An 18,866-nucleotide genomic window follows, 5' to 3' on the forward strand; every position below is an offset into this window, starting at 1 on the left:
GATGCGTCGGCTCGGGTGGCGGCGGCGCGGGGCGTGGGCGCGGGGGCGTCAGCGCGGGTGCACCGAGAACGCGTAGTCGGCGGTGCTCGTCGAGGTGACCATCGGCGGGTGCAGGTCACGCATCCCGAAGCGCTGCTTGCGGTGGACGAGCGTGACGATGATCGCCAGGGAGACCGCGAGGATGCCCGCGAGCACGCCCAGCGCGGCCCAGTAGTGGGAGGCCTGACCGCCGGAGATCGCGACGCGGAAGGCATCGACGCTGTACTTCATCGGCGAGACCACCGACAACGCCTGGTAGAAGTCGTTGAGCATCGTCACCGGGAAGATCCCACCGCAGGCGGGGAGCTGGAGGATGAGCAGGACGAGGAACACCGCGGTCTGTGGCGAGCCGAGGATGAGCCTCACCCAGTACCCGAGTGCCATGAAGGCGAGCGCGGCGACGACGAGCAGCAGCCCGAACTTCCACGGGTGCACGGGATCGAGACCGAGGAAGAGCCACACGCCCCCACCCATGAGCAGGGCACCGAGGGTGCCGACGAGTCCCGGCGGGCCGAACCCGAGCAGGGCGCGCCGCCACGGCCCCGCCCGCCCGGTGATCGCCCGCCCGGAGATCGTGCGGAGGACGAGGAACGTCGACACGCACGCGATCCACAGGGCGATGGAGAAGAACATGGGGGCGAGACCGCGACCGTAGTACTTGGCGTCGTGGTCGACCCGCTGGTGGATGTCCACCGGCTGCGCCATGACCGTGCTGAGGTCCGCGCGTTGGTCGTCGGACAGTTCGGGCACCTGCGCGACGCCCTTGGCGAGCCCGTTCGAGAGTTCGTGGGCGCCGCTGGAGAGCTGCGGCATCGCCGTGTCGAGCCGGCCGAGCGCATCGCTCAGCTCGACGAGACCCGACAGCGCGTTCGTCGCCTTGTCGGTCATCCCTCGTCCGGCGGCCGCGAGCTCCCGGCCACCGGCGCGGAGGTCGTCGATCCCGTCCTGCGACTGGGACAGCCCGGTCTGCACCTGGGCGAGACCGGAGTCGAGCTGCCCCGCCCGCTGGTCCGCCGCGTTGACGGCGGACTTCACCGCGGCGCCCGCGGCCTGCAGCCCCTTGGGATCCAGCTGGGCGTTGATGCCACCGGAGAGGCGGGCGACGACCCCGAGGTTGCTCTCGACGGTCGTCGTCGAGGTGGCGGCGCCCTCGAGGGAGCGGGTGAGGGCGACGAAGTCGGCGTCGTCGGCGAGTTCGGGGTGGGAGGCCAGCAGGCCCCGGGTGGCGTCGCGGCTCGTGTCGAGCTGCCGGCGGACCGTGAGGATCGAACCGTCGCCCGGCCCGGTGATCGAGCCGGTGACGTTGACGAGGTCCTTGCTCTGCTTGAGCAGCGCCGGGATGTCGCGCTCGGCGAAGTCGACGAGCGGGACGGCGGCCTCGTTGACGCGCCGGACGTCGGCGATCGCGCCGCGTGCCGCGCCGGTGAGCGCCTCGGCGCCCTTCCCGGCGGTCCCCACCCCGGTGGCGATGCGGTCACTTCCCTTCTGGACGTCGGCCAGACCGCGCTCGGCCTCGGCCACCGAGCTCTGGACTCCCTTGTTGTCCGAGACCGCGGCCTTGACCGAGGTGTCGATCTGGTGCACGCCGTCCTTGGCCTTGGCGAGGTTGACGTCGAGCTTCTTCGCCCCGTCGGCTGCCGAGACGAGCCCCTCCCGCATCTTGTCGACGTTGAGGAAGAGCGCCTCGAAGTAGGTCTCCGACACCGTGGAGTCGAGGGTCTTGCCCAGGGCGTCGTCGGCCTTGCCCGTGAGCGTGCCGATGATGAAGCCGTTCGCGTCGTCGCGGCGCAGTTCGAGGCCGGCGCGCTTGGGTGTGAGGTCGCCGGCGCTCACGAGGTTGGCGGAGAAATCCTCCGGGATGGTGATGACCATGTAGTACTCACCGCTGCGGAGGCCGTCGAGCGCGCGCTCGTCGTCCTCGCCGAGGAACTGCCAGTCGAACGTCGGCCGATCCTTGAGGGCTTGGACGAAGTCCTTGCCGCCGGTGACCTTCTTGTCGCCGAACGTCGCCTGACGGTCGTGGTTGACGACCGCGACCTTGATGTCCTTGATGTGACCGTAGAGGTCCCAGTTGGCGTGCAGGTAGATCCCGCCGTACAGCAACGGGATGAGCAGCACGAAGATCAGCGCCAGCCGGGATCGGCCGCGGAATCTCGTGAACTCGTGTCGGACGAGGATGAGGAAGCGCTTCAGAAGCATGGACGGTTCCTCACTGTTCCGAGCGGGTGGAGGTGTCGGTGTGGGCCGGGGTCTCGGGGGGCGCACCGGCCTCGTCGGCCGCCGGTGGCGAGGCGGAGACGGGCGGCCCCGCGTCGGCGTCCGGCGCGGGGCCCTCGGGTTCGACCTCCCTGAGCCGACCGGGTGCATGACGCCGGTGATCGCCCTGGGCGGCTGCCGTGTGGAGGTGGGGCTCGGGATCGGTGAAGCTCACCGTCTCGGGTCCGCTCTCCTCCTCGGTCGGGCTGTCGGGGTCCGTCTCGACGGGGGCGGTGTCGAGGGTCCGCTCGAGATGGAGGACGACGGACCCCTCGGGGACGAAGTCGTCATCGGCGACGGACATGACGAGCGCGGCCCCGTCGATCGCGAGGAGGCGCCGCAGCGCCGAGTAGAGCCGCGGGAGGTCGCGGTGGCGGATGCGCAGGTCCGCGTCGTCGAGCGCGATGACGCTCGCGGGCCGGACCATCGCGAGCGCGACGGCGACGACGGCCCGATCGAGGCTGTCCATCTTCTCGAGCTGGGCCTTGACGTCGACACGGACGCCGAGCGCCTCGGCCATGAGGTCCGCGCGCTTCAGCGCAGTGTCGGGGGAGATGCCGTCGATGTAGGCACGGTCGAGGATCGACTCCCGCAGGGTGAGGCGGTCCTCGGGCCCCACGTAGTCACCGAGCCGCGCGATGCTCGTGTGCATGAGCGCGTCGTAGGGGTTCGCCGCCGCGTCGATCCCGCACAGTTCGAGGGACCCCGTCGCCGCCCTGAACCGACCGCAGAGCGCGAGGAGGAGGGAGGACTTGCCCGAGCCCGCAGGCCCGGCCACGACACACATCTGCTCGGGATACAACGTGACGTCGACCGGGCCGAAGATCCTCCCCTGGGATCCGTCGGCCATCAGGTCGCGAGCGATGAGAATCGGGTCGTCCATCACACCTCCATGCTGAGTCGCCGCTCACCCTACCGCCCGGCAACGACACCGGGACGGCAGGGCGAAGCGGGCGAACCGGTCGCAGGGGCCGGGCCACGACCCCGTCGGCGCCGCGTCAGGGGCCACCGCCGGGGCGGCTGATCCGCTCCCCCGGCTCCGCACTCCCGGCGCGGTCGCGCTCGGCTCGGTTGACGGCGGAGAGGATCGCCGAGATCGACGCCCGGACGATGGAGTTGTGCAGGCCGACGCCCCACAGGACGCGCTCTCCGATCGCGCACTCGACGTACGCGGCCGCGCGCGAGTCCTGTCCGGTCGTCATCGCGTGCTCGGCGTAGTCGAGGACGCGCACGTCGACGCCGAGGCGGGCGAGGCCGTCGATGAACGCGGCGATGGGACCGTTGCCCGTGCCCTCGATCTCGACCTCCCGGTCGCCGTCGAGCACGGTGGCCCAGATGTGGTCGCGCCCGTCGGCCTCGCTCACGCTGCGGGCGCCGAGCGGGGTGAACCGGCCCCAGGCCTTCTCGCCCTCGCCGGTGCCGGGCAGGTACTCGTCGCTGAAGACCTCCCACAGCGCGGCCGCGCTCATCTCGCCGCCCTCGGAGTCGGTGCGCTTCTGCACGACGCCCGACAGCTCGATCTGCAGCCGACGCGGCAGGTCGAGCTGGTGCTCGTTGCGCATGAGGTAGGCGACGCCGCCCTTACCGGACTGGCTGTTGACGCGGACGACGGCCTCGTAGCTGCGGCCGAGGTCGTGCGGATCGACGGGGAGGTAGGGCACGCCCCAGACGAGTTCGTCGATCGGCTTGCCGCTCTCGCGGCTCTGCCGCTCCATGTCGTCGAAGCCCTTCTTGATCGCGTCCTGGTGCGAGCCGGAGAAGGCGGTGAAGACGAGGTCGCCGCCGTAAGGGTGACGCTCGTGGACGGGCAGCTGGTTGCAGTGCTCGACGGTGCGACGGATCTCGTCGATGTCGGAGAAGTCGATCTGCGGGTCGACGCCCTGGCTGAACATGTTGAGCCCGAGGGTGACGAGGCAGACGTTGCCGGTCCGCTCCCCGTTGCCGAACAGGCAGCCCTCGATGCGGTCCGCGCCCGCGAGATAACCGAGCTCGGCGGCGGCGACGCCGGTACCGCGGTCGTTGTGGGGGTGCAGCGACACGATCATCGAGTCGCGGCGGGTGAGGTGACGGCACATCCACTCGATCGAGTCGGCGTACACGTTGGGCGTGGCCATCTCGACGGTCGCGGGCAGGTTGACGATCATCGGGTTCTGCGGGGTCGGGTCGAAGACCTCGGCGACCTCGTTGACGACCCGCACGGCGAACTCGAGCTCGGTGCCCGTGAACGACTCCGGGGAGTACTCGTAGGTGATGTGGGTGTCGGGGATCGCCTCCTCGAGCTTCTTGCACAGCTTGGCGCCCTGGAGGGCGATGTCGAGGATCCCGTCCTGGTCGGCGCCGAAGACGACGCGCCGCTGCAACACCGAGGTGGAGTTGTAGAGGTGGACGATCGCGCTCTTCGCCCCGTCGATCGCGTCGAAGGTGCGCTCGATGAGGTGGTCGCGGGCCTGCGTGAGCACCTGGATCGTCACGTCGTCGGGGATGTGCCCGCCCTCGACGAGCTGGCGGCAGAAGTCGAAGTCGGTCTGGCTCGCGCTGGGGAACCCGATCTCGATCTCCTTGTAACCCATGGAGACGAGGAGCTGGAACATCCGCAGCTTGCGCTCGGCGTTCATCGGGTCGATGAGGGCCTGGTTGCCGTCGCGCAGGTCGACGGCGCACCACCGGGGGGCCTTGGTGATCGTCTTCGTCGGCCACGTGCGGTCGGGAAGGTCGATCGCGATCTGCTCGTGGAACGGCACGTACTTCGCGATCGGCATGCCGGAGGGCTGCTGGGTGGACGTCGCGTACGGGGACGCGGGGGTGCTCGTGCTCATGCGGGGGACTCCTGGTGTTCTCACGTGTTCTCACGTGCTCACGGCTGAGAGGTCAGGCCGGGGCATCACGAACTCCGCGACGGGGGAGGCCTGTCAGCGGGTCCCGTCGCGGCGGCTAAGGAGTCGTCCCCTCAGGTGGAGGGCCCAGGACGCACGCGTCATGCCGGTCATGGTAACCATCCACGCGGCTGCCGCCGCAGCCCGTCTCATCTCGGGCGCGTCGCCGGGGGGTGTTCGAGCGGTGCGTGCTCCGCCCCCGACCCACGGGTCGGCGCGGTCTCGACGATCGGGCTGATCGCGCCGTCGCGCCGGTGGCGCAGACCCGTGACGCGACGACCGTGCCGTGTCCGCACCTGCGCGAGGGCGAGCACGCGTCGGAGCATCTCCGCGACGGGATCGTCGGGTGCGGCGGGCGGTGTCTCGGGCTCCTCGTGCCGCGATCCCACCCGCAGGACGAAGTCGTCGCCATGCTCGGTGATGCCGGTGACGACGGCCTCGGACACGGCCGCCTCGGCGACCTCCCGGCGCACGATGCGGGGGTCCCGGGCGAGGTCCTTGACGAGGGCGATCGTCATCGCCCCCATGACGAGAAGGAAGGGCAGGCCGGCGATGATCGTCACGTTCTGCAGCCCACCGAGTGCGTCGGCGCCGCCGACGAGCAACATGATCGCGGCGACGGCCCCGGTGGCGACACCCCAGAACACGACCGTGCCCGAGCGCGGTTCGATGGTGCCCTGCTCCGAGAGCGTGCCCATGACGATCGAGGCGGCGTCGGCGCCGGAGACGAAGAAGATCGCGACGAGCACCATGACGATCGTCGAGGTGAGACCCGGCAGCGGCAGGTGTGTCAGGAGACCGAAGAGTTGCTGCTCCGTCGAGGCGGCGGCGAGGTCGACGCCGTGACGCTGGAGATCGATCGCGGCGCCACCGAAGATCGAGAACCACACGAGGCTGACCGCCGTGGGAACGAGGAGGACGCCCGTGACGAACTCCCGGATCGTGCGGCCGCGGGAGATGCGGGCGATGAACATCCCGACGAACGGGGTCCAGCTCACCCACCAGGCCCAGTAGAAGATCGTCCACGACGACAGCCACTCGCCGATCCCCTCGCCGCCGGAGGCGGCGGTGCGGGCCGACATGGGCAGGAGCTCGCCGAGGTAGCTGCCGACGGTCGTCGGGAGCATGTCGAGGATGATGACGGTCGGGCCGACGACGAAGACGAACAGGGCCAGTGCGAGCGCGAGGACCATGTTCGTGTTCGAGAGCCACTGGATGCCCTTCTCGACGCCGGAGACGGCGGAGACCACGAAGCAGACCGTGAGCACGGCGATGATCCCGACGAGGGCGGCGTTGCCGAGCCTGCCGATCCCGGCGACGATCTCGAGGCCGGAGGCGATCTGCAACGCGCCGAGGCCGAGCGAGGCCGCCGAGCCGAAGAGCGTGGCGAAGATCGCGAGGATGTCGATGAGCCGCCCGCCCGCGGTGTTCGACACGTTCTCGCCGAGGAGCGGCGCGAACGCACTGCTGATGAGGAGCGACCGGCCCTTGCGGAACACACCGTAGGCGATGGCGAGACCGACCACCGCGTAGATCGCCCACGGGTGGAGCGACCAGTGGAACATCGTCGTCGCCATCGCATGCTCGAGCGCGTGCCCGTCGCCGCCCGTGCCCGGGGGTGGGGAGACGAAGTGGGTGAGCGGTTCGCTGACCCCGTAGAACATGAGACCGATGCCCATGCCCGCGGAGAACATCATCGCCACCCACGAGACCGTCGAGAACTCCGGTTCCTCGCCCTCCTCACCGAGTGTCAGCCGGCCGTAGCGCGAGGCTCCCAGCCAGATGACGACGACGACGAACGCGGAGGCGAGCAGCGAGAACAGCCACCCGGTGTCGGTGACCACCCAGGCGACCCCGGCCTTCGAGGCTCCCGCGAGGGAGGCCGTCCCCACGAGTCCCCACGCGACGAACGCGAGGGAGACGGTGGCGGCGACACCGAAGACGACCGTGTCGAGGCGGGGAGCGCGGGATTCCTGATCGACGTGGGGCGGGTCCAACGCCGGGTGGGTCGGAGCTGCACCCTCGTGGCCGTCGGGCGCGGGATGATCGCGCCCGGGTGCGGGTGCGGGTTCATGGACGTGGGACCGGTGTGCTGACACGTGGACGCCTCCTGGGTGGACCCTCGCGGGGAGGGTCTCGACGAGGACGGACGCTACCCGAGCCCTGCGCCGTACCCGGTCCCGCCCCCTCACCGACCTGGGCGCACGTCCAGGTGGGTGGGCCTCAGAAGCCGAGTCGGCGCAACTGCTTGGGGTCGCGCTGCCAGTCCTTGGCGACCTTGACGTGGAGGTCGAGGTAGACGCGCTGACCGAGGAGATCCGCGATCCCCGTACGGGCCCGGGTACCGACGTCACGGAGGCGGGAGCCCCCGCGGCCGATGATGATCGCCTTCTGGCTGTCGCGTTCGACGAACACGTTGACCCGTACGTCCGACATCGGGGAGCCCTCCGGGCGGCCCTCGCGGGGGACGATCTCCTCGACGACGACCGCGAGGCTGTGCGGCAGTTCGTCGCGCACGCCCTCGAGGGCGGCCTCCCGCACGAGCTCGGCGATCATGACGATCTCGGGCTCGTCGGTGATGACGTCGTCGGGGTAGAGCTTGGGCGAGAGCGGCAGGCGGCTCGTGAGTTCGGACGCGACCACCTCGACCTGGTCGCCCCGGGTGGCGGAGCAGGGCACGATCGCGTCCCACTCCCCCAGCCCGTCGATCGCGATGAGGTGCTCGGCGAGGCGCTGCCTGTCGACGAGGTCGCTCTTCGTGGCGATCGCGACGACGGGAGTGCGACGGGCCCGGCGAAGGTCGGCGAGCTCGGTCGCGATGAACGTGTCGCCCGGGCCGACGCGCTGGTCGGCCGGGAGGCAGAAACCGACGACGTCGACGTCGAGCAGGGTCTCGCGGACGAGGTCGTTGAGCCGCTGGCCGAGAAGGGTGCGCGGCTTGTGCAGGCCGGGGGTGTCGACGAGGACGAGCTGGGAGTCCTCGCTCGTGCGGATTCCCCGGATGGCGTGTCGCGTCGTCTGCGGCTTGCTCGAGGTGATCGCGACCTTGTCACCGACGAGCGCGTTCGTCAGCGTCGACTTGCCCGCGTTGGGGCGACCGACGAGGCACGCGAATCCCGCGCGGTACTCCGGCGTGACGTCCTGCTCGATCCGTGGGGGGTGCTCGCTCATGCCGTCTCCTGTCGATCGTCGCCACCGGGCTCGTACGCATGCGACCCGCCGGACGCCCTGTGCTCGTGCCGCTCCTCGCGGCGGGACCCGGCGTCGCGGGAGTCGGGGTGACCGACCCCGTTGCCGCCGCCCCGCGCCTCGGCGGTGGCCGCGGAGGAGCTGTCCTCGTCCTCCTCACGTCTCACGACGACGCTGGCCAACCGGTGTCGGCGCCCGGCCATGCGCTCGGCCGTGAGGGTGAGCCCGGCGACCGTCGCCTCCGACCCGAGGATCGGGACCCGTCCGAGGGCCTTGGTGAGCAGGCCACCGACGGTGTCGACGTCGTCGTCGTCGAGTTCGATGCCGAACAGCTCGCCGAGGTCGTCGACGTGCATCGTCGCCGGCACCCGGACGGCGCCGCCGTCGAGTTGCTCGACGCCCGGCAGCTCCGGGTCGTACTCGTCGGAGATCTCCCCGACGATCTCCTCGAGGATGTCCTCGATGGTGACGAGGCCGGCGGTGCCGCCGTACTCGTCGACCACGACCGCGATGTGGATGGAATCGGCCTGCATGTCCCGCAGGAGGGCACCGGCGGGTTTGCTGTCGGGCACGAACGTCACCGGGCGCATGACCGATTCGACGTCGTCGATCGCCCTGCGGGGGTTGCTGTGGATCTGCGCGGCGACGTCCTTGAAGTAGAGGATGCCGACCGGGTCGTCCGCGCCCTCGCCGACGACCGGCAGGCGGGAGAACCCGCTGCGCAGGAACAGCGACATCGCCTGGCGCAGGGACTTCTCCCGGTCGATCGTGATCATGTCGGGACGGGGGACCATCACCTCACGGGCCACGGTGTCGCCGAGCTCGAACACCGAGTGGATCATCTCGCGCTCGTCGGCCTCGATGACCCGCGACTCCCCGGCCAGGTCGACGAGGTCGCGCAGCTCCGCCTCGGAGGCGAACGGACCGTCGCGGTACCCCTTGCCGGGCGTGACCGCGTTGCCGATGAGGATGAGCAGGTAGGCGACCGGCCCGAGCACGCGCCGGAGGAACACGAGCGCCGGCGCCGCGCCCAGGGCGATCGACTCGGCATGCTGGCGGCCCAGGGTGCGGGGACTCACGCCGACGATGACGAACGAGGCGAGCACCATCACGCCGATCGCGGCGAGCATGGCCCGGCTCGTCCCGGTGATGACGTGGCCGGCCGCGACGGTGGCGAGGACCGCTGCCGTGGTCTCCGCGGCCACGCGCACGAACGTCAGCACCGCCATGTACCCCGAGGTGTCCTCGACGACGGTGGCGAGCGACGGCGCGCCCCGCCGGCCCGCCTCCAGACACTCGGCGGCGGAGGAGTGCGACACCCGCGAGATCGCGGCCTCGGCGGCGGCGAGGAGGAACGCCACGACGAGGCAGGCCGCGAATCCGACGCCGAGCTGGATGAGGTCGGTCATCACGTGCGAGGTCTCCCCCGACCTGCGAGGTAGGTGAGCAGGAGGGTGCGCTGCCGGTCGAACATGTCCTTCTCGTCCTCGGGCTCGGCGTGGTCGAACCCGAGGAGGTGGAGGATGCCGTGGACGACGAGGAGGAGCATCTCCTCCGCGGGTGTGTGACCGGCGCCCGCGGCCTGTGCGGCGGCGACCTGGGGGCACACGACGACGTCGCCGAGGACGCCCTCGAGGCTCGTCGCCCCCTCGCTGCCGGGGCGCAGCTCGTCCATGGGGAAGCTCATGACGTCGGTGGGTCCGGGCAGGTCCATCCACGTGACGTGGAGGACCTCCATCGCGGCCTCGTCGACGCACGTGATGCACAGCTCCGCCCGGGGGTGGACCCGCATCTCGGTGAGGACGTACCGGGCGCAGTCGTACAGCTCCTGCGTGTCGACCTGAACCCCGGACTCGTTGAGGACCTCGATGCTCACGCCTCTCCCCTCTCACCCGCGTCGTGGCGCGCGGCGGTGCCCTCGCCGCGTCGGTGGTCACGGCGTTCCCCGTGCCGCCCGGCGGCGCGCTGCTCGCGCCGCTGCCGGGACTCATCCCAGCGGCCGTAGGCGTCGACGATGTCACCGACGAGGCGGTGCCGGACGACGTCCTCGCTGGTGAGGTAGGAGAAGTGGATGTCCTCGACATCACCGAGGATGTCCTGGACGACGCGCAGACCCGACTGCGTGCCGCCCGGCAGGTCGACCTGCGTGACGTCGCCGGTGACGACGATCGTGCTGCCGAACCCGAGGCGGGTGAGGAACATCTTCATCTGCTCGGCCGAGGTGTTCTGCGCCTCGTCGAGGATGATGAACGCGTCGTTGAGCGTCCTGCCGCGCATGTACGCGAGGGGGGCGACCTCGACGGTGCCCGTCGCCATGAGACGCGGGATCGAATCGGGGTCGACCATGTCGTGGAGCGCGTCGTAGAGCGGGCGGAGGTAGGGGTCGATCTTGTCGGTGAGGGTGCCGGGCAGGAACCCCAGGCGCTCTCCCGCCTCGACGGCCGGCCGCGTGAGGATGATGCGGTTGACCTCCTTGGCCTGCAGGGCGGCGACCGCCTTGGCCATGGCGAGGTAGGTCTTGCCCGTCCCGGCGGGCCCGATGCCGAAGACGATCGTGTTGCGGTCGATCGCGTCGACGTAGCGCTTCTGCCCGAGGGTCTTGGGCCTGATGGAGCGGCCGCGCGAGGACAGGATGTTCTGCGTGAGGACCTCCGCCGGGCGCTCGCGGGTGCGCGAGGCGAGCATGCGGATCGAGCGCTCCACCGCGTCACGGTTGATCGGTTGGCCCGCCCCGGCGACGAGCAGCAGCTCCTCGAGGAGTTCCTCGGCGAGCTGTACGTCGGCGGGGCTTCCCTCGAGGCGGATCTCGTTGCCGCGCACGTAGATCTCGAGCCGGGGCAACGATCGCTCGATGACCGTGAGGAGTTGGTCGTGGGGACCGAGGAGGCTGACCATCGACGTGCCCGCCGGGATGACGACGGTGCGCGTGGCCTCGGGGGCGGTGGCGTCCGAGGGGTCCGGCGGCGGGGAGTCGGGGGTGGATGCGGCCGTGGGGCCGTGGGAGTTGTCGCTCATGTCACCCACGAGTCTAGGGCTTGGCCCCGACGACGGTTCGACGCCCGCGGCAGGGGTCGGGTGTCGCCACGAGGCCCGACGGTCTCAGCGCCACCGACCCATCGCGTTGAGCACGGCGAGGGCGGCGGGTCCGGCGCTCGAGGAGCGCAGCACCGTGGAGCCGAGGCGCACCGTCCGCGCCCCGACCGAGGCGAGCGCGTCGAGCTCCTCCGGCGCGATCCCCCCCTCGGGTCCGACGACGAGCCACACGTCACCCGTCGCGGGCAGGGCCACCGCGGCCAGGGGGTGGTCGGCGTCCTCGTGGAGGACGTAGACCGCGGCCACGCCCCCCTCGCCCCCACCGGTGGCGGCGAGACGTCGGGCGAGTTCGGCCGTCGAGCACGGCCCGTCCACCTCCGGCACGGTCGGGCGTCGCGACTGCTTCGCCGCCGCGGTCGCGAGCGCCCGCCACTTCTCCAGTGACCTCGCAGCCCGCTCGGCCTTCCAGCGGACGATGCAGCGGCGCGCCTGCCAGGCGATGACCCCGTCGACGCCGAGTTCCGTCGCGGCCTCGACGGCCTGCTCGTCGCGGCCGCCCTTCGCGAGGGCCTGGACGAGGACGAACCGCGGGCCGGTGGGCGCCGACTGCTCGACGGCGGTGAGCCGCACCTCGGCGGTGCCCGGCCCGACCGCGACGATCACGCCGCGACCGATCGACCCCGTCCCGTCGGCGAGGAGGATCTCCTCCCCCACGCCGGACCGCTTGACGGTGACGGCGTGGTGCCCCTCGTCGCCGTCGAGGACGACGACGGTGCCCTCACCGGCGTCGCGCAGGACGCCGTCGGGCAGGCGGTAGAGCGCCGCGGTCACGGGGTCGGCCGATCACTTGCCGAGGAAGGCGTCGCGCAGCTTGCCGAAGAACCCGCCGGACTCGACGTGGCTCACCCGAGCCGAGGGGTTCTGCTCCCCGCGGATCTCGGCGAGTCGTCGCATGAGCTCCTCCTGCTCGCCGTCGAGCTTCGTCGGCGTGAGGACGCGCAGCGTGACGAGGAGGTCCCCGCGCCCGGAGCCGCGCAGGTGCGTGACGCCGTGGTCCCGGATCGTCGTGACCTCGCCGGACTGCGCACCGGACTTGACCGTGAACTGCGTCGGTCCGTCGAGGGTGTCGAACTCGAGGACGGTGCCGAGCGCGGCGGCCGTCATCGGCACCTCGACGACGCAGTGCAGGTCGTCGCCGCGGCGCTGGAACTTCTCGTGCGGAAGGACCTGGACCTCGACGTAGAGGTCACCGGGGGTGCCGCCGCCGGGGCCGACCTCGCCCTCGCCGGCGAGCTGGATGCGGGTGCCGGTGTCGACGCCCGCGGGCACCGCGAGGGTGAGGGTGCGGCGGGTCCGCACGCGGCCGTTGCCGGAGCAGTCGAAGCACGGGTCGGTGATGATCTCGCCGAACCCGTGGCACGCGGTGCAGGGACGCGACGTCATCACCTGGCCGAGGAAGCTGCGCTGCACCTGCTGCACCTCGCCGCGACCACCACAGATCTCACAGGTGCGTGTCCCGGTACCGGGCTGCTTGCCGTCGCCGTGGCACGTCTCGCAGAGGACGGCGGTGTCGACGACGACCTCCTTGTCGGCGCCGAACACGGCCGTGGGCAGGTCGATGTCGACCCGGATGAGGGCGTCCTGGCCGCGCTGCACGCGCGAGCGGGGACCCCGGGAGGACGCGGCGGCGCCGCCGAAGAACGCGTCCATGATGTCGCTGAACGAGAAACCCTGGCCGTAGCTGCCGGTCATGCCGCCGTAGGGGTCGGCGCCCATGTCGTACTGCTGCTTCTTCGTGGGGTCGCCGAGGACGTCGTAGGCCTGGCTGACCCTCTTGAACTCCTGCTCGGCCTCGGGTCCGGGGTTGACGTCGGGGTGCAGGGTCCGCGCCTTGCGGCGGTAGGCCCTCTTGATCTCCTCGGAGGAGGCCTCGCGGCTCACTCCGAGGTCGGCGTAGTAGTCGTTCACGGCAGGTCCTTCGACGGGATCCACCACGCGGTCGCGTGGCAGGCGGGCAGGTCGGTCGGGTGGGGCGTCACGGTGCAGGCGGCCGAGATCGTCGGCGCCCGGCCGACGCGGGTGGGGCCACGGGAGAACACGGGCGGCTCACCCGAGCATTCCGGAGACGTAACGGGCGACCGCACGGACGGCCGCCATCGTCTGCGGATAGTCCATGCGGGTGGGTCCGAGGACGCCGAGTCCACCGACGACGTCGTCCCCGGCACCGTACCCGGCCGAGACGACGGAGGTCTCGGCGAGCCCGGCGTGACGGTTCTCGTGGCCGATCGTCACGGCGATGTCGGTGCGGTCGGATTCGCTGGCCAGGGAGTCGAACAGGCGCAGGAGGACGACGTGTTCCTCCAACGCGGAGAGGACCGGGCCGATCGTCAGGGGGAAGTCCGCCCCGACCCGGGCGAGGTTCGAGGTGCCGGCGAGCACGACGCGCTCCTCGCGCTCTTCGACGAGAGCGCCGTCGAGGGCGTCGACGATCGCGCGGACGAGCTCGCGGTCCTCCGGGGCGATGTCCTCGGGCAGTTCGGAGAACCGCGCGGCGACGTCGACGAGCGGCATGTCGCGGGCCTCGGCGTTGAGGCGGTTGCGGATGGTGCCGAGCAGGGTCTCGCCCTCGACGGTCGTGAGGTCCCGATCGACGGGCACGATGCGCTGCTCGACCCGGCCGGTGGTGAGGATGAGGACGACCATGACGCGGCCCGGGCCGATGGGCACGAGTTCGACGTGCTGGACCCGGGACCTCGTGAGCGACGGGTACTGCACCATCGCGACCTGGCGTGTGAGCGAGGCGAGGAGGCGCACCGTGAGGTCGACGACGTCGTCGAGGTCGACCGCGCCCTCGAGGAACCGGGCGATGGCCGCCCGCTGGGCGCTGGTCAGGGGGCGGATCTCGCTGAGCTGGTCGACGAAGACGCGGTACCCGGCGTCGGTGGGGATCCGGCCCGCGCTCGTGTGCGGTGCGGCGATGAGACCGGCGTCCTCGAGGGCGGCCATGTCGTTGCGGATCGTCGCCGCCGACACCCCGAGCTGGTGACGTTCGAGGAGCGCCTTGGAGGCGACGGGCTCGGAGGTGCTCACGTAGTCCTGGACGATGGCGCGCAGCACCGCGAGACGGCGTTCATCGCTCATCGTGCGTTCCTCTCATCCGGCGTCGGAGGTCCGGCCGTCTCCTGCGGTGGCCCGTCCCGCGGCGCGCGGGCGGCCGGAGACCCCGGGGCGCGGCGCGTTGGCACTCGGACGCGCCGACTGCCAAGTCTACGATGCTCCGATGAGCGATCGATACGGCCGTGACGTGCTCGCCGGTGACTGGAAGGCGCCCCGCGGGGGTCGCGCGACGCCGATCGAGGCGGAGACCGGCCTCGTCGTCGAGGACGTGCAGACCGGGTGGTGCGGTGCCGTCGTCGCGGTCGAGAAGGCGGGCGGCATGCAGGTCGTCCACCTCGAGGACCGTCGCGGCCGCGTCCGGGGCTTTCCCCTCGGGCCGGGGTTCCTCGTCGAGGGCCGCCCCGCCGTCCTCACCGCGCCGACCGCTCGGGCGAAGGCCGACCTCGCCGCGGCGAAGGCCGCGTCCGGACGGACGGCGAGCGGGTCGATCGCGGCCCCACGCACCCCGGCGCGGGTCGCCCGCCGCTCGCGGCTGTTCGTCGAGGGACGGCACGACGCCGAACTCGTCGAGAAGGTGTGGGGCGACGACCTGCGGGTCGAGGGGGTCGTCGTCGAGATGCTCGACGGCGTCGACGATCTCGCGGCGCTCATCCGCGACTTCGCCCCGACCGCCGATCGGCGCATGGGTGTCCTCGTGGATCACCTCGTCCCCGGGACGAAGGAGTACCGGGTCGTCGAGGAGGCCCGCCGGGTGCGGCCGTACGCCGCGCACGTGTGCATCGTCGGCCACCCGTACGTCGACGTGTGGCAGTCGGTGCGGCCGGAGCGTCTCGGATGGGAGGCGTGGCCGGTGATCCCCCGGGGGACGTCGTGGAAGCACGGGATCCTCGCCGAGCTCGGCTGGCCGCACGACACCCAGGCCGACGTCGCACGGGGATGGAAGCGCATCCTGTCGACCGTGCGCAGTTACGCGGACCTCGAGCCCGAGCTGCTCGGCCGCGTCGAGGAACTCATCGACTTCGTCACCGTGGGCGCCTCCGGCGGGCCGCTCGGCGAGCAGGGCGGCTGACATGGCCCTCTCCCCGGGACGAGCCGACCTCGTCGCGAGCGAGCTCGTCGCCGTCGTCGTCGCGGTGACGCCCGTAGGCCCCCAGGTGCTCACCGTCGGCGCGCCGACGGGCGTCCCGCGTCTGCCCTCCGGTCCCCTGCGGGCCGAGCACCGCAGCCTGCAGACGAGCCTGCGCACCTGGGTCGAGGAGCAGACGGGCGTCGAGCTCGGTTACGTCGAGCAGCTCTACACGTTCGCCGACCGGGAGCGGGTCGGCCCTCATCACCGGTTGCTGTCGGTGAGCTATCTCGGGTTGACGCGGATCGAGGGAGGGCAGGACACCGGGGACGATGTCGGTCCCGATGTCGACGGCGACGCCGACGGCACCGGCGGTGGCGCCGGCACGACCCCCGGCGGCACGACCCCCGGCGGCACGGATCCCGGGGGCCCTCGCGAGCGAGGCACCGGGGCCACGTTCGCGTGGCGACCGTGGGCGGAGTTCCTGCCGTGGGAGGACCGCCGCGACCCCGCCTCCCGGGCCCTCTCCGAGAGCCTGCGTGAGCGGCTGCTCGCCTGGGCGGAGACGGGCGGCACCGAGGCGGTACGCCTCGACCGCCGCGTGCGGGTCGAGGCGGCGTTCGGGGTCAACCGGGTGAGCGAGGCCTCGCTGCAGCGCTACCAGCTGTTGCACGAGGCGCGACTCACGGCGGAGACGGCGGCCGCGGCGCGTGGCCGCGCGGGCCCCGGGCCGAACACGGATGCCGAGGTCGTCGCGCTCACGGGTTCGCGCATGCTCCACGACCACCGGCGGATCCTCGCCACCGGGGTCGACCGGCTGCGGGCGAAGATCCAGTACCGGCCCGTCGTCTTCGAGCTCGTGCCACCGGAGTTCACCCTGGGGCAGTTGCAGGCGTGCGTCGAGGACATCGCGGGGACGACCCTCCACACCCAGAACTTCCGCCGCCTCGTGCAGCAGCAGCACCTCGTCGAGGAGGCCGGAGGACGGGTCTCGGCGACCGGCGGCCGCCCCGCCAAGCTGTACCGCTTCCGCCGTGAGGTGGAGTTCGAGCGCTACGCGGCGGGCACGAAACTCCCCCTCTCACGCGGGTACTAGGGCGACGACCTGGCACCTCGAACCGGAGGCCGGCTCTCACACCGGAGGGAACAGCCTCCGGTGTCAGCGCCGCCCTCCGGTCCGAGATGGGCGGAGTGGGTCGGGTGCCGCGCCCCATGGAGCAGCACTGCAGGCAGGGATGCCGTCGGACGGCTGCCCCGGCGACCACCTGGCCGCATCCTTGGCTGCGACCCTGCGAGCACGCGGCCCGCAGTCAGTCGGCGACGGGTTGTTGCAGCTCGGTCACCCAGTCGGACTGGGGGTGGGGGTGGCTGCGGAGATACACCTCGCGGCAGGGGCCGGCGGGGGTGTGGCCGCCGTCGAGGGTCGCGCGGTAGAGCTCCTGCCAGGATTCGCCGATGCTCGCCATCTCACCGAGATGCACCCCGCAGGCGGCACGTCCGCCGGGGAGGTCGACGAGGACGAGCCCGTCGGGCAGAGCACCGGCGACGGAGTCGGGGACCGGATGACCGGTGAAGACGTCGACCCCGGCCTCCCCCTCGTCGTAGGTGGCGACGGACGTCTCGAGCGAGATGCCGGTGGGGGCGAGCAGGTCGGCCACGCGGCCGAACATCTCACCGATGCGAGGCACGAACTCCTCGTGCGTCATCGTGGCGCGGATCCCGGCCACGCGCTGGGCGGGCAGGGTCTTGAGGACGAGGTCGACGGGCACGGTCTTCTCCTTCTCGATCATCCGGAGCCGACTCTCGACCGCCGCGAGCCGGGTGCTCGCGACGCGCACGTCCTCCTCGATCTGCGCCTGACGCAGCCGGAGCATCGCCTGCAACTGGCCCGCGTCGATCCCGCCGGCGACGATCTCGCCGATCGCGTCGAGGCCGAAGCCGAGGTCCCGCAGGGCGACGATCCGGTTGAGGGCTCCGAGCTGCTCGGGTGCGTACGTGCGGTAGCCGGTCCACGGATCGACGCGCGCGGGTGTGAGCAGCCCGATCGCGTCGTAGTGGCGCAGCATCCGCACCGACACCTGCCCGAGTCGGGCGAAGTCTCCGATCAACATGGCACCGTTCTCCCGCCTCACACGGTGTGAGGGTCAACTCCTCCCGGTCAACTCCCCCCCGGAACCTATCGTCACCACCCCTCCGAGGACCGTCGGCGCCGTTCCCCTCCGAGCACACCGACGGCCCTTGTGTTCATCGTGAGCAGAACCGGTTATGCTCAGCGTGCACATAAGCCCGAGGAGGCACCCATGACCGTTCTCGATCCCCGTCCGAGCGACCTCGCCTACGAGCGCGTGGCCGACGTGATCCCGCCCGTGGAGTGGGCGGGCTTCGCCGACGACGTCGACGCGATCCACGCCCTCAAGGCCGAGCGCCACACGGTCGTGCTCGCGCACAACTACCAGACGCCGGAGATCTTCCACGGCGTCGCCGACATCGTCGGCGACTCCCTCGCGCTCGCACGCAGGGCGCAGGAGGTCGACGCCGAGGTCATCGTCGTCGCCGGTGTGCACTTCATGGCCGAGACGGCCAAACTCCTCAACCCCGGGGCGACCGTCCTCGTCCCCGACCCGCTGGCGGGCTGCTCCCTCGCCGAGAGCATCACCGCCGACGACGTCCGCGCCCTCAAGGCGGCCCACCCCGGGTTGCCGGTCGTCACCTACGTCAACACCTCCGCGGCGGTGAAGGCCGAATCCGACGTCTGCTGCACCTCGGGCAACGCCGTCGCGGTCCTGCGCCACGTCACGCGGGAGTGGGGGGTCGAGCGGGCGATCATGATCCCCGACGAATACCTCGCCGCCAACATCTCCGCGGAGAGCGGCATCGAGGTCGTCACCCACCCCGGGCGCTGCGAGGTGCACGAACGGTTCACCCCGGCCGACATCGCCCAGATCCGCGAGGACCACGAGGGCGTCGTCGTCATCACCCACCCCGAGTGCCCGCCCGAGGTCGTCGCCGCCTCCGACTTCGCCGGGTCCACCGCGCAGATGCAGGCCTTCGTCGAGCGGGAGCAGCCGGCGCGCCTCGCCCTCATCACCGAGTGCTCGATGAGCGACAACCTCGCCGCGATGAACCCCGGCGTCGACATGATCCGCCCGTGCAACATGTGCCCCCACATGAAGCGCAACACCCTCGCGAAGATCCGCCGCAGCCTCGAGACGATGATCCACGAGGTCACCCTCGACGCGACGACCGCGGAGCGCGCCCGCCTCGCCGTCGACCGCATGCTCGCGATCGGCTGA

General features: G+C 71.4%; 15 protein-coding genes. 3 read left to right on the forward strand and 12 right to left on the reverse strand.

The genetic code is table 11. The annotated features are described in order from the left end of the window. Nucleotides 1-48: 48 nt before the first annotated feature. From RT054_RS04850 to hrcA, 11 genes are all read right to left on the reverse strand, one after another. Nucleotides 49-2,238, reverse strand: coding sequence for a YhgE/Pip domain-containing protein (locus RT054_RS04850; protein WP_312719331.1), 2,190 nt, complete (start codon nt 2,236-2,238; stop codon nt 49-51). A 10-nt stretch (nt 2,239-2,248) separates the two neighbouring features. Continuing rightward, nucleotides 2,249-3,178: an ATP-binding cassette domain-containing protein gene (locus tag RT054_RS04855; protein ID WP_313022358.1), complete on the reverse strand. Its 930-nt coding sequence runs from the start codon at nt 3,176-3,178 to the stop codon at nt 2,249-2,251. Nucleotides 3,179-3,293: 115 nt separating this feature from the next. Continuing rightward, on the reverse strand, nt 3,294-5,111 hold the full coding sequence (gene leuA / locus RT054_RS04860) for a 2-isopropylmalate synthase (protein ID WP_313022359.1): 1,818 nt from the start codon (nt 5,109-5,111) through the stop codon (nt 3,294-3,296). Nucleotides 5,112-5,317: 206 nt separating this feature from the next. Beyond that, entirely contained in the window at nt 5,318-7,165 is a 1,848-nt protein-coding gene (locus RT054_RS04865; protein ID WP_313022360.1) for a BCCT family transporter, read from the reverse strand. A gap of 226 nt (nt 7,166-7,391) precedes the next feature. After that, nucleotides 7,392-8,339 carry a GTPase Era gene (gene era, locus RT054_RS04870; RefSeq protein WP_313022361.1) on the reverse strand — a complete coding sequence of 316 codons (948 nt, stop codon included), beginning with the start codon at nt 8,337-8,339 and terminating at the stop codon, nt 7,392-7,394. Continuing rightward, the gene (locus tag RT054_RS04875) at nt 8,336-9,766 is read right to left on the reverse strand and encodes a hemolysin family protein (RefSeq protein ID WP_313022362.1); all 1,431 of its coding nucleotides are present in this window, start codon (nt 9,764-9,766) and stop codon (nt 8,336-8,338) included. Before RT054_RS04875 ends, era begins: the two co-directional genes overlap by 4 nt. Beyond that, nucleotides 9,766-10,233, reverse strand: coding sequence for an rRNA maturation RNase YbeY (gene ybeY, locus RT054_RS04880; protein ID WP_312719341.1), 468 nt, complete (start codon nt 10,231-10,233; stop codon nt 9,766-9,768). The genes RT054_RS04875 and ybeY overlap by 1 nt, the downstream gene beginning before the upstream one ends. Further along, on the reverse strand, nt 10,230-11,372 hold the full coding sequence (locus RT054_RS04885; protein WP_313022364.1) for a PhoH family protein: 1,143 nt from the start codon (nt 11,370-11,372) through the stop codon (nt 10,230-10,232). Before RT054_RS04885 ends, ybeY begins: the two co-directional genes overlap by 4 nt. A gap of 84 nt (nt 11,373-11,456) precedes the next feature. Next, a complete protein-coding gene (locus RT054_RS04890; protein WP_313022366.1) occupies nt 11,457-12,221 on the reverse strand; it encodes a 16S rRNA (uracil(1498)-N(3))-methyltransferase in 765 nt (254 codons plus the stop codon). Nucleotides 12,222-12,233: 12 nt separating this feature from the next. Next, the gene (dnaJ, locus tag RT054_RS04895) at nt 12,234-13,358 is read right to left on the reverse strand and encodes a molecular chaperone DnaJ (protein ID WP_313022368.1); all 1,125 of its coding nucleotides are present in this window, start codon (nt 13,356-13,358) and stop codon (nt 12,234-12,236) included. 138 nt (nt 13,359-13,496) lie between these two features. Then, a complete protein-coding gene (gene hrcA, locus RT054_RS04900) occupies nt 13,497-14,531 on the reverse strand; it encodes a heat-inducible transcriptional repressor HrcA (RefSeq protein WP_313022369.1) in 1,035 nt (344 codons plus the stop codon). A 139-nt stretch (nt 14,532-14,670) separates the two neighbouring features. On the opposite strand from hrcA, the gene RT054_RS04905 reads away from it, so the two are divergent. Next, nucleotides 14,671-15,576: a DUF3097 domain-containing protein gene (locus RT054_RS04905; protein ID WP_313022370.1), complete on the forward strand. Its 906-nt coding sequence runs from the start codon at nt 14,671-14,673 to the stop codon at nt 15,574-15,576. 1 nt (nt 15,577) lies between these two features. Then, nucleotides 15,578-16,669 (forward strand): NrtR DNA-binding winged helix domain-containing protein, encoded by a 1,092-nt coding sequence (locus tag RT054_RS04910; protein WP_313022372.1) that lies wholly within the window; start codon nt 15,578-15,580, stop codon nt 16,667-16,669. A gap of 214 nt (nt 16,670-16,883) precedes the next feature. Here RT054_RS04910 and RT054_RS04915 read toward each other — a convergent pair whose 3' ends face one another. Continuing rightward, entirely contained in the window at nt 16,884-17,684 is an 801-nt protein-coding gene (locus tag RT054_RS04915; RefSeq protein ID WP_313022375.1) for a MerR family transcriptional regulator, read from the reverse strand. Between the two features lie 189 nt (nt 17,685-17,873). Between RT054_RS04915 and nadA the strand changes: the two genes are divergently transcribed. Beyond that, nucleotides 17,874-18,866 (forward strand): quinolinate synthase NadA, encoded by a 993-nt coding sequence (nadA, locus tag RT054_RS04920; RefSeq protein ID WP_313022378.1) that lies wholly within the window; start codon nt 17,874-17,876, stop codon nt 18,864-18,866.

It is taken from the genome of Mobilicoccus sp. (genome assembly GCF_032060985.1).
Lineage (GTDB): Bacteria > Actinomycetota > Actinomycetes > Actinomycetales > Dermatophilaceae > Mobilicoccus.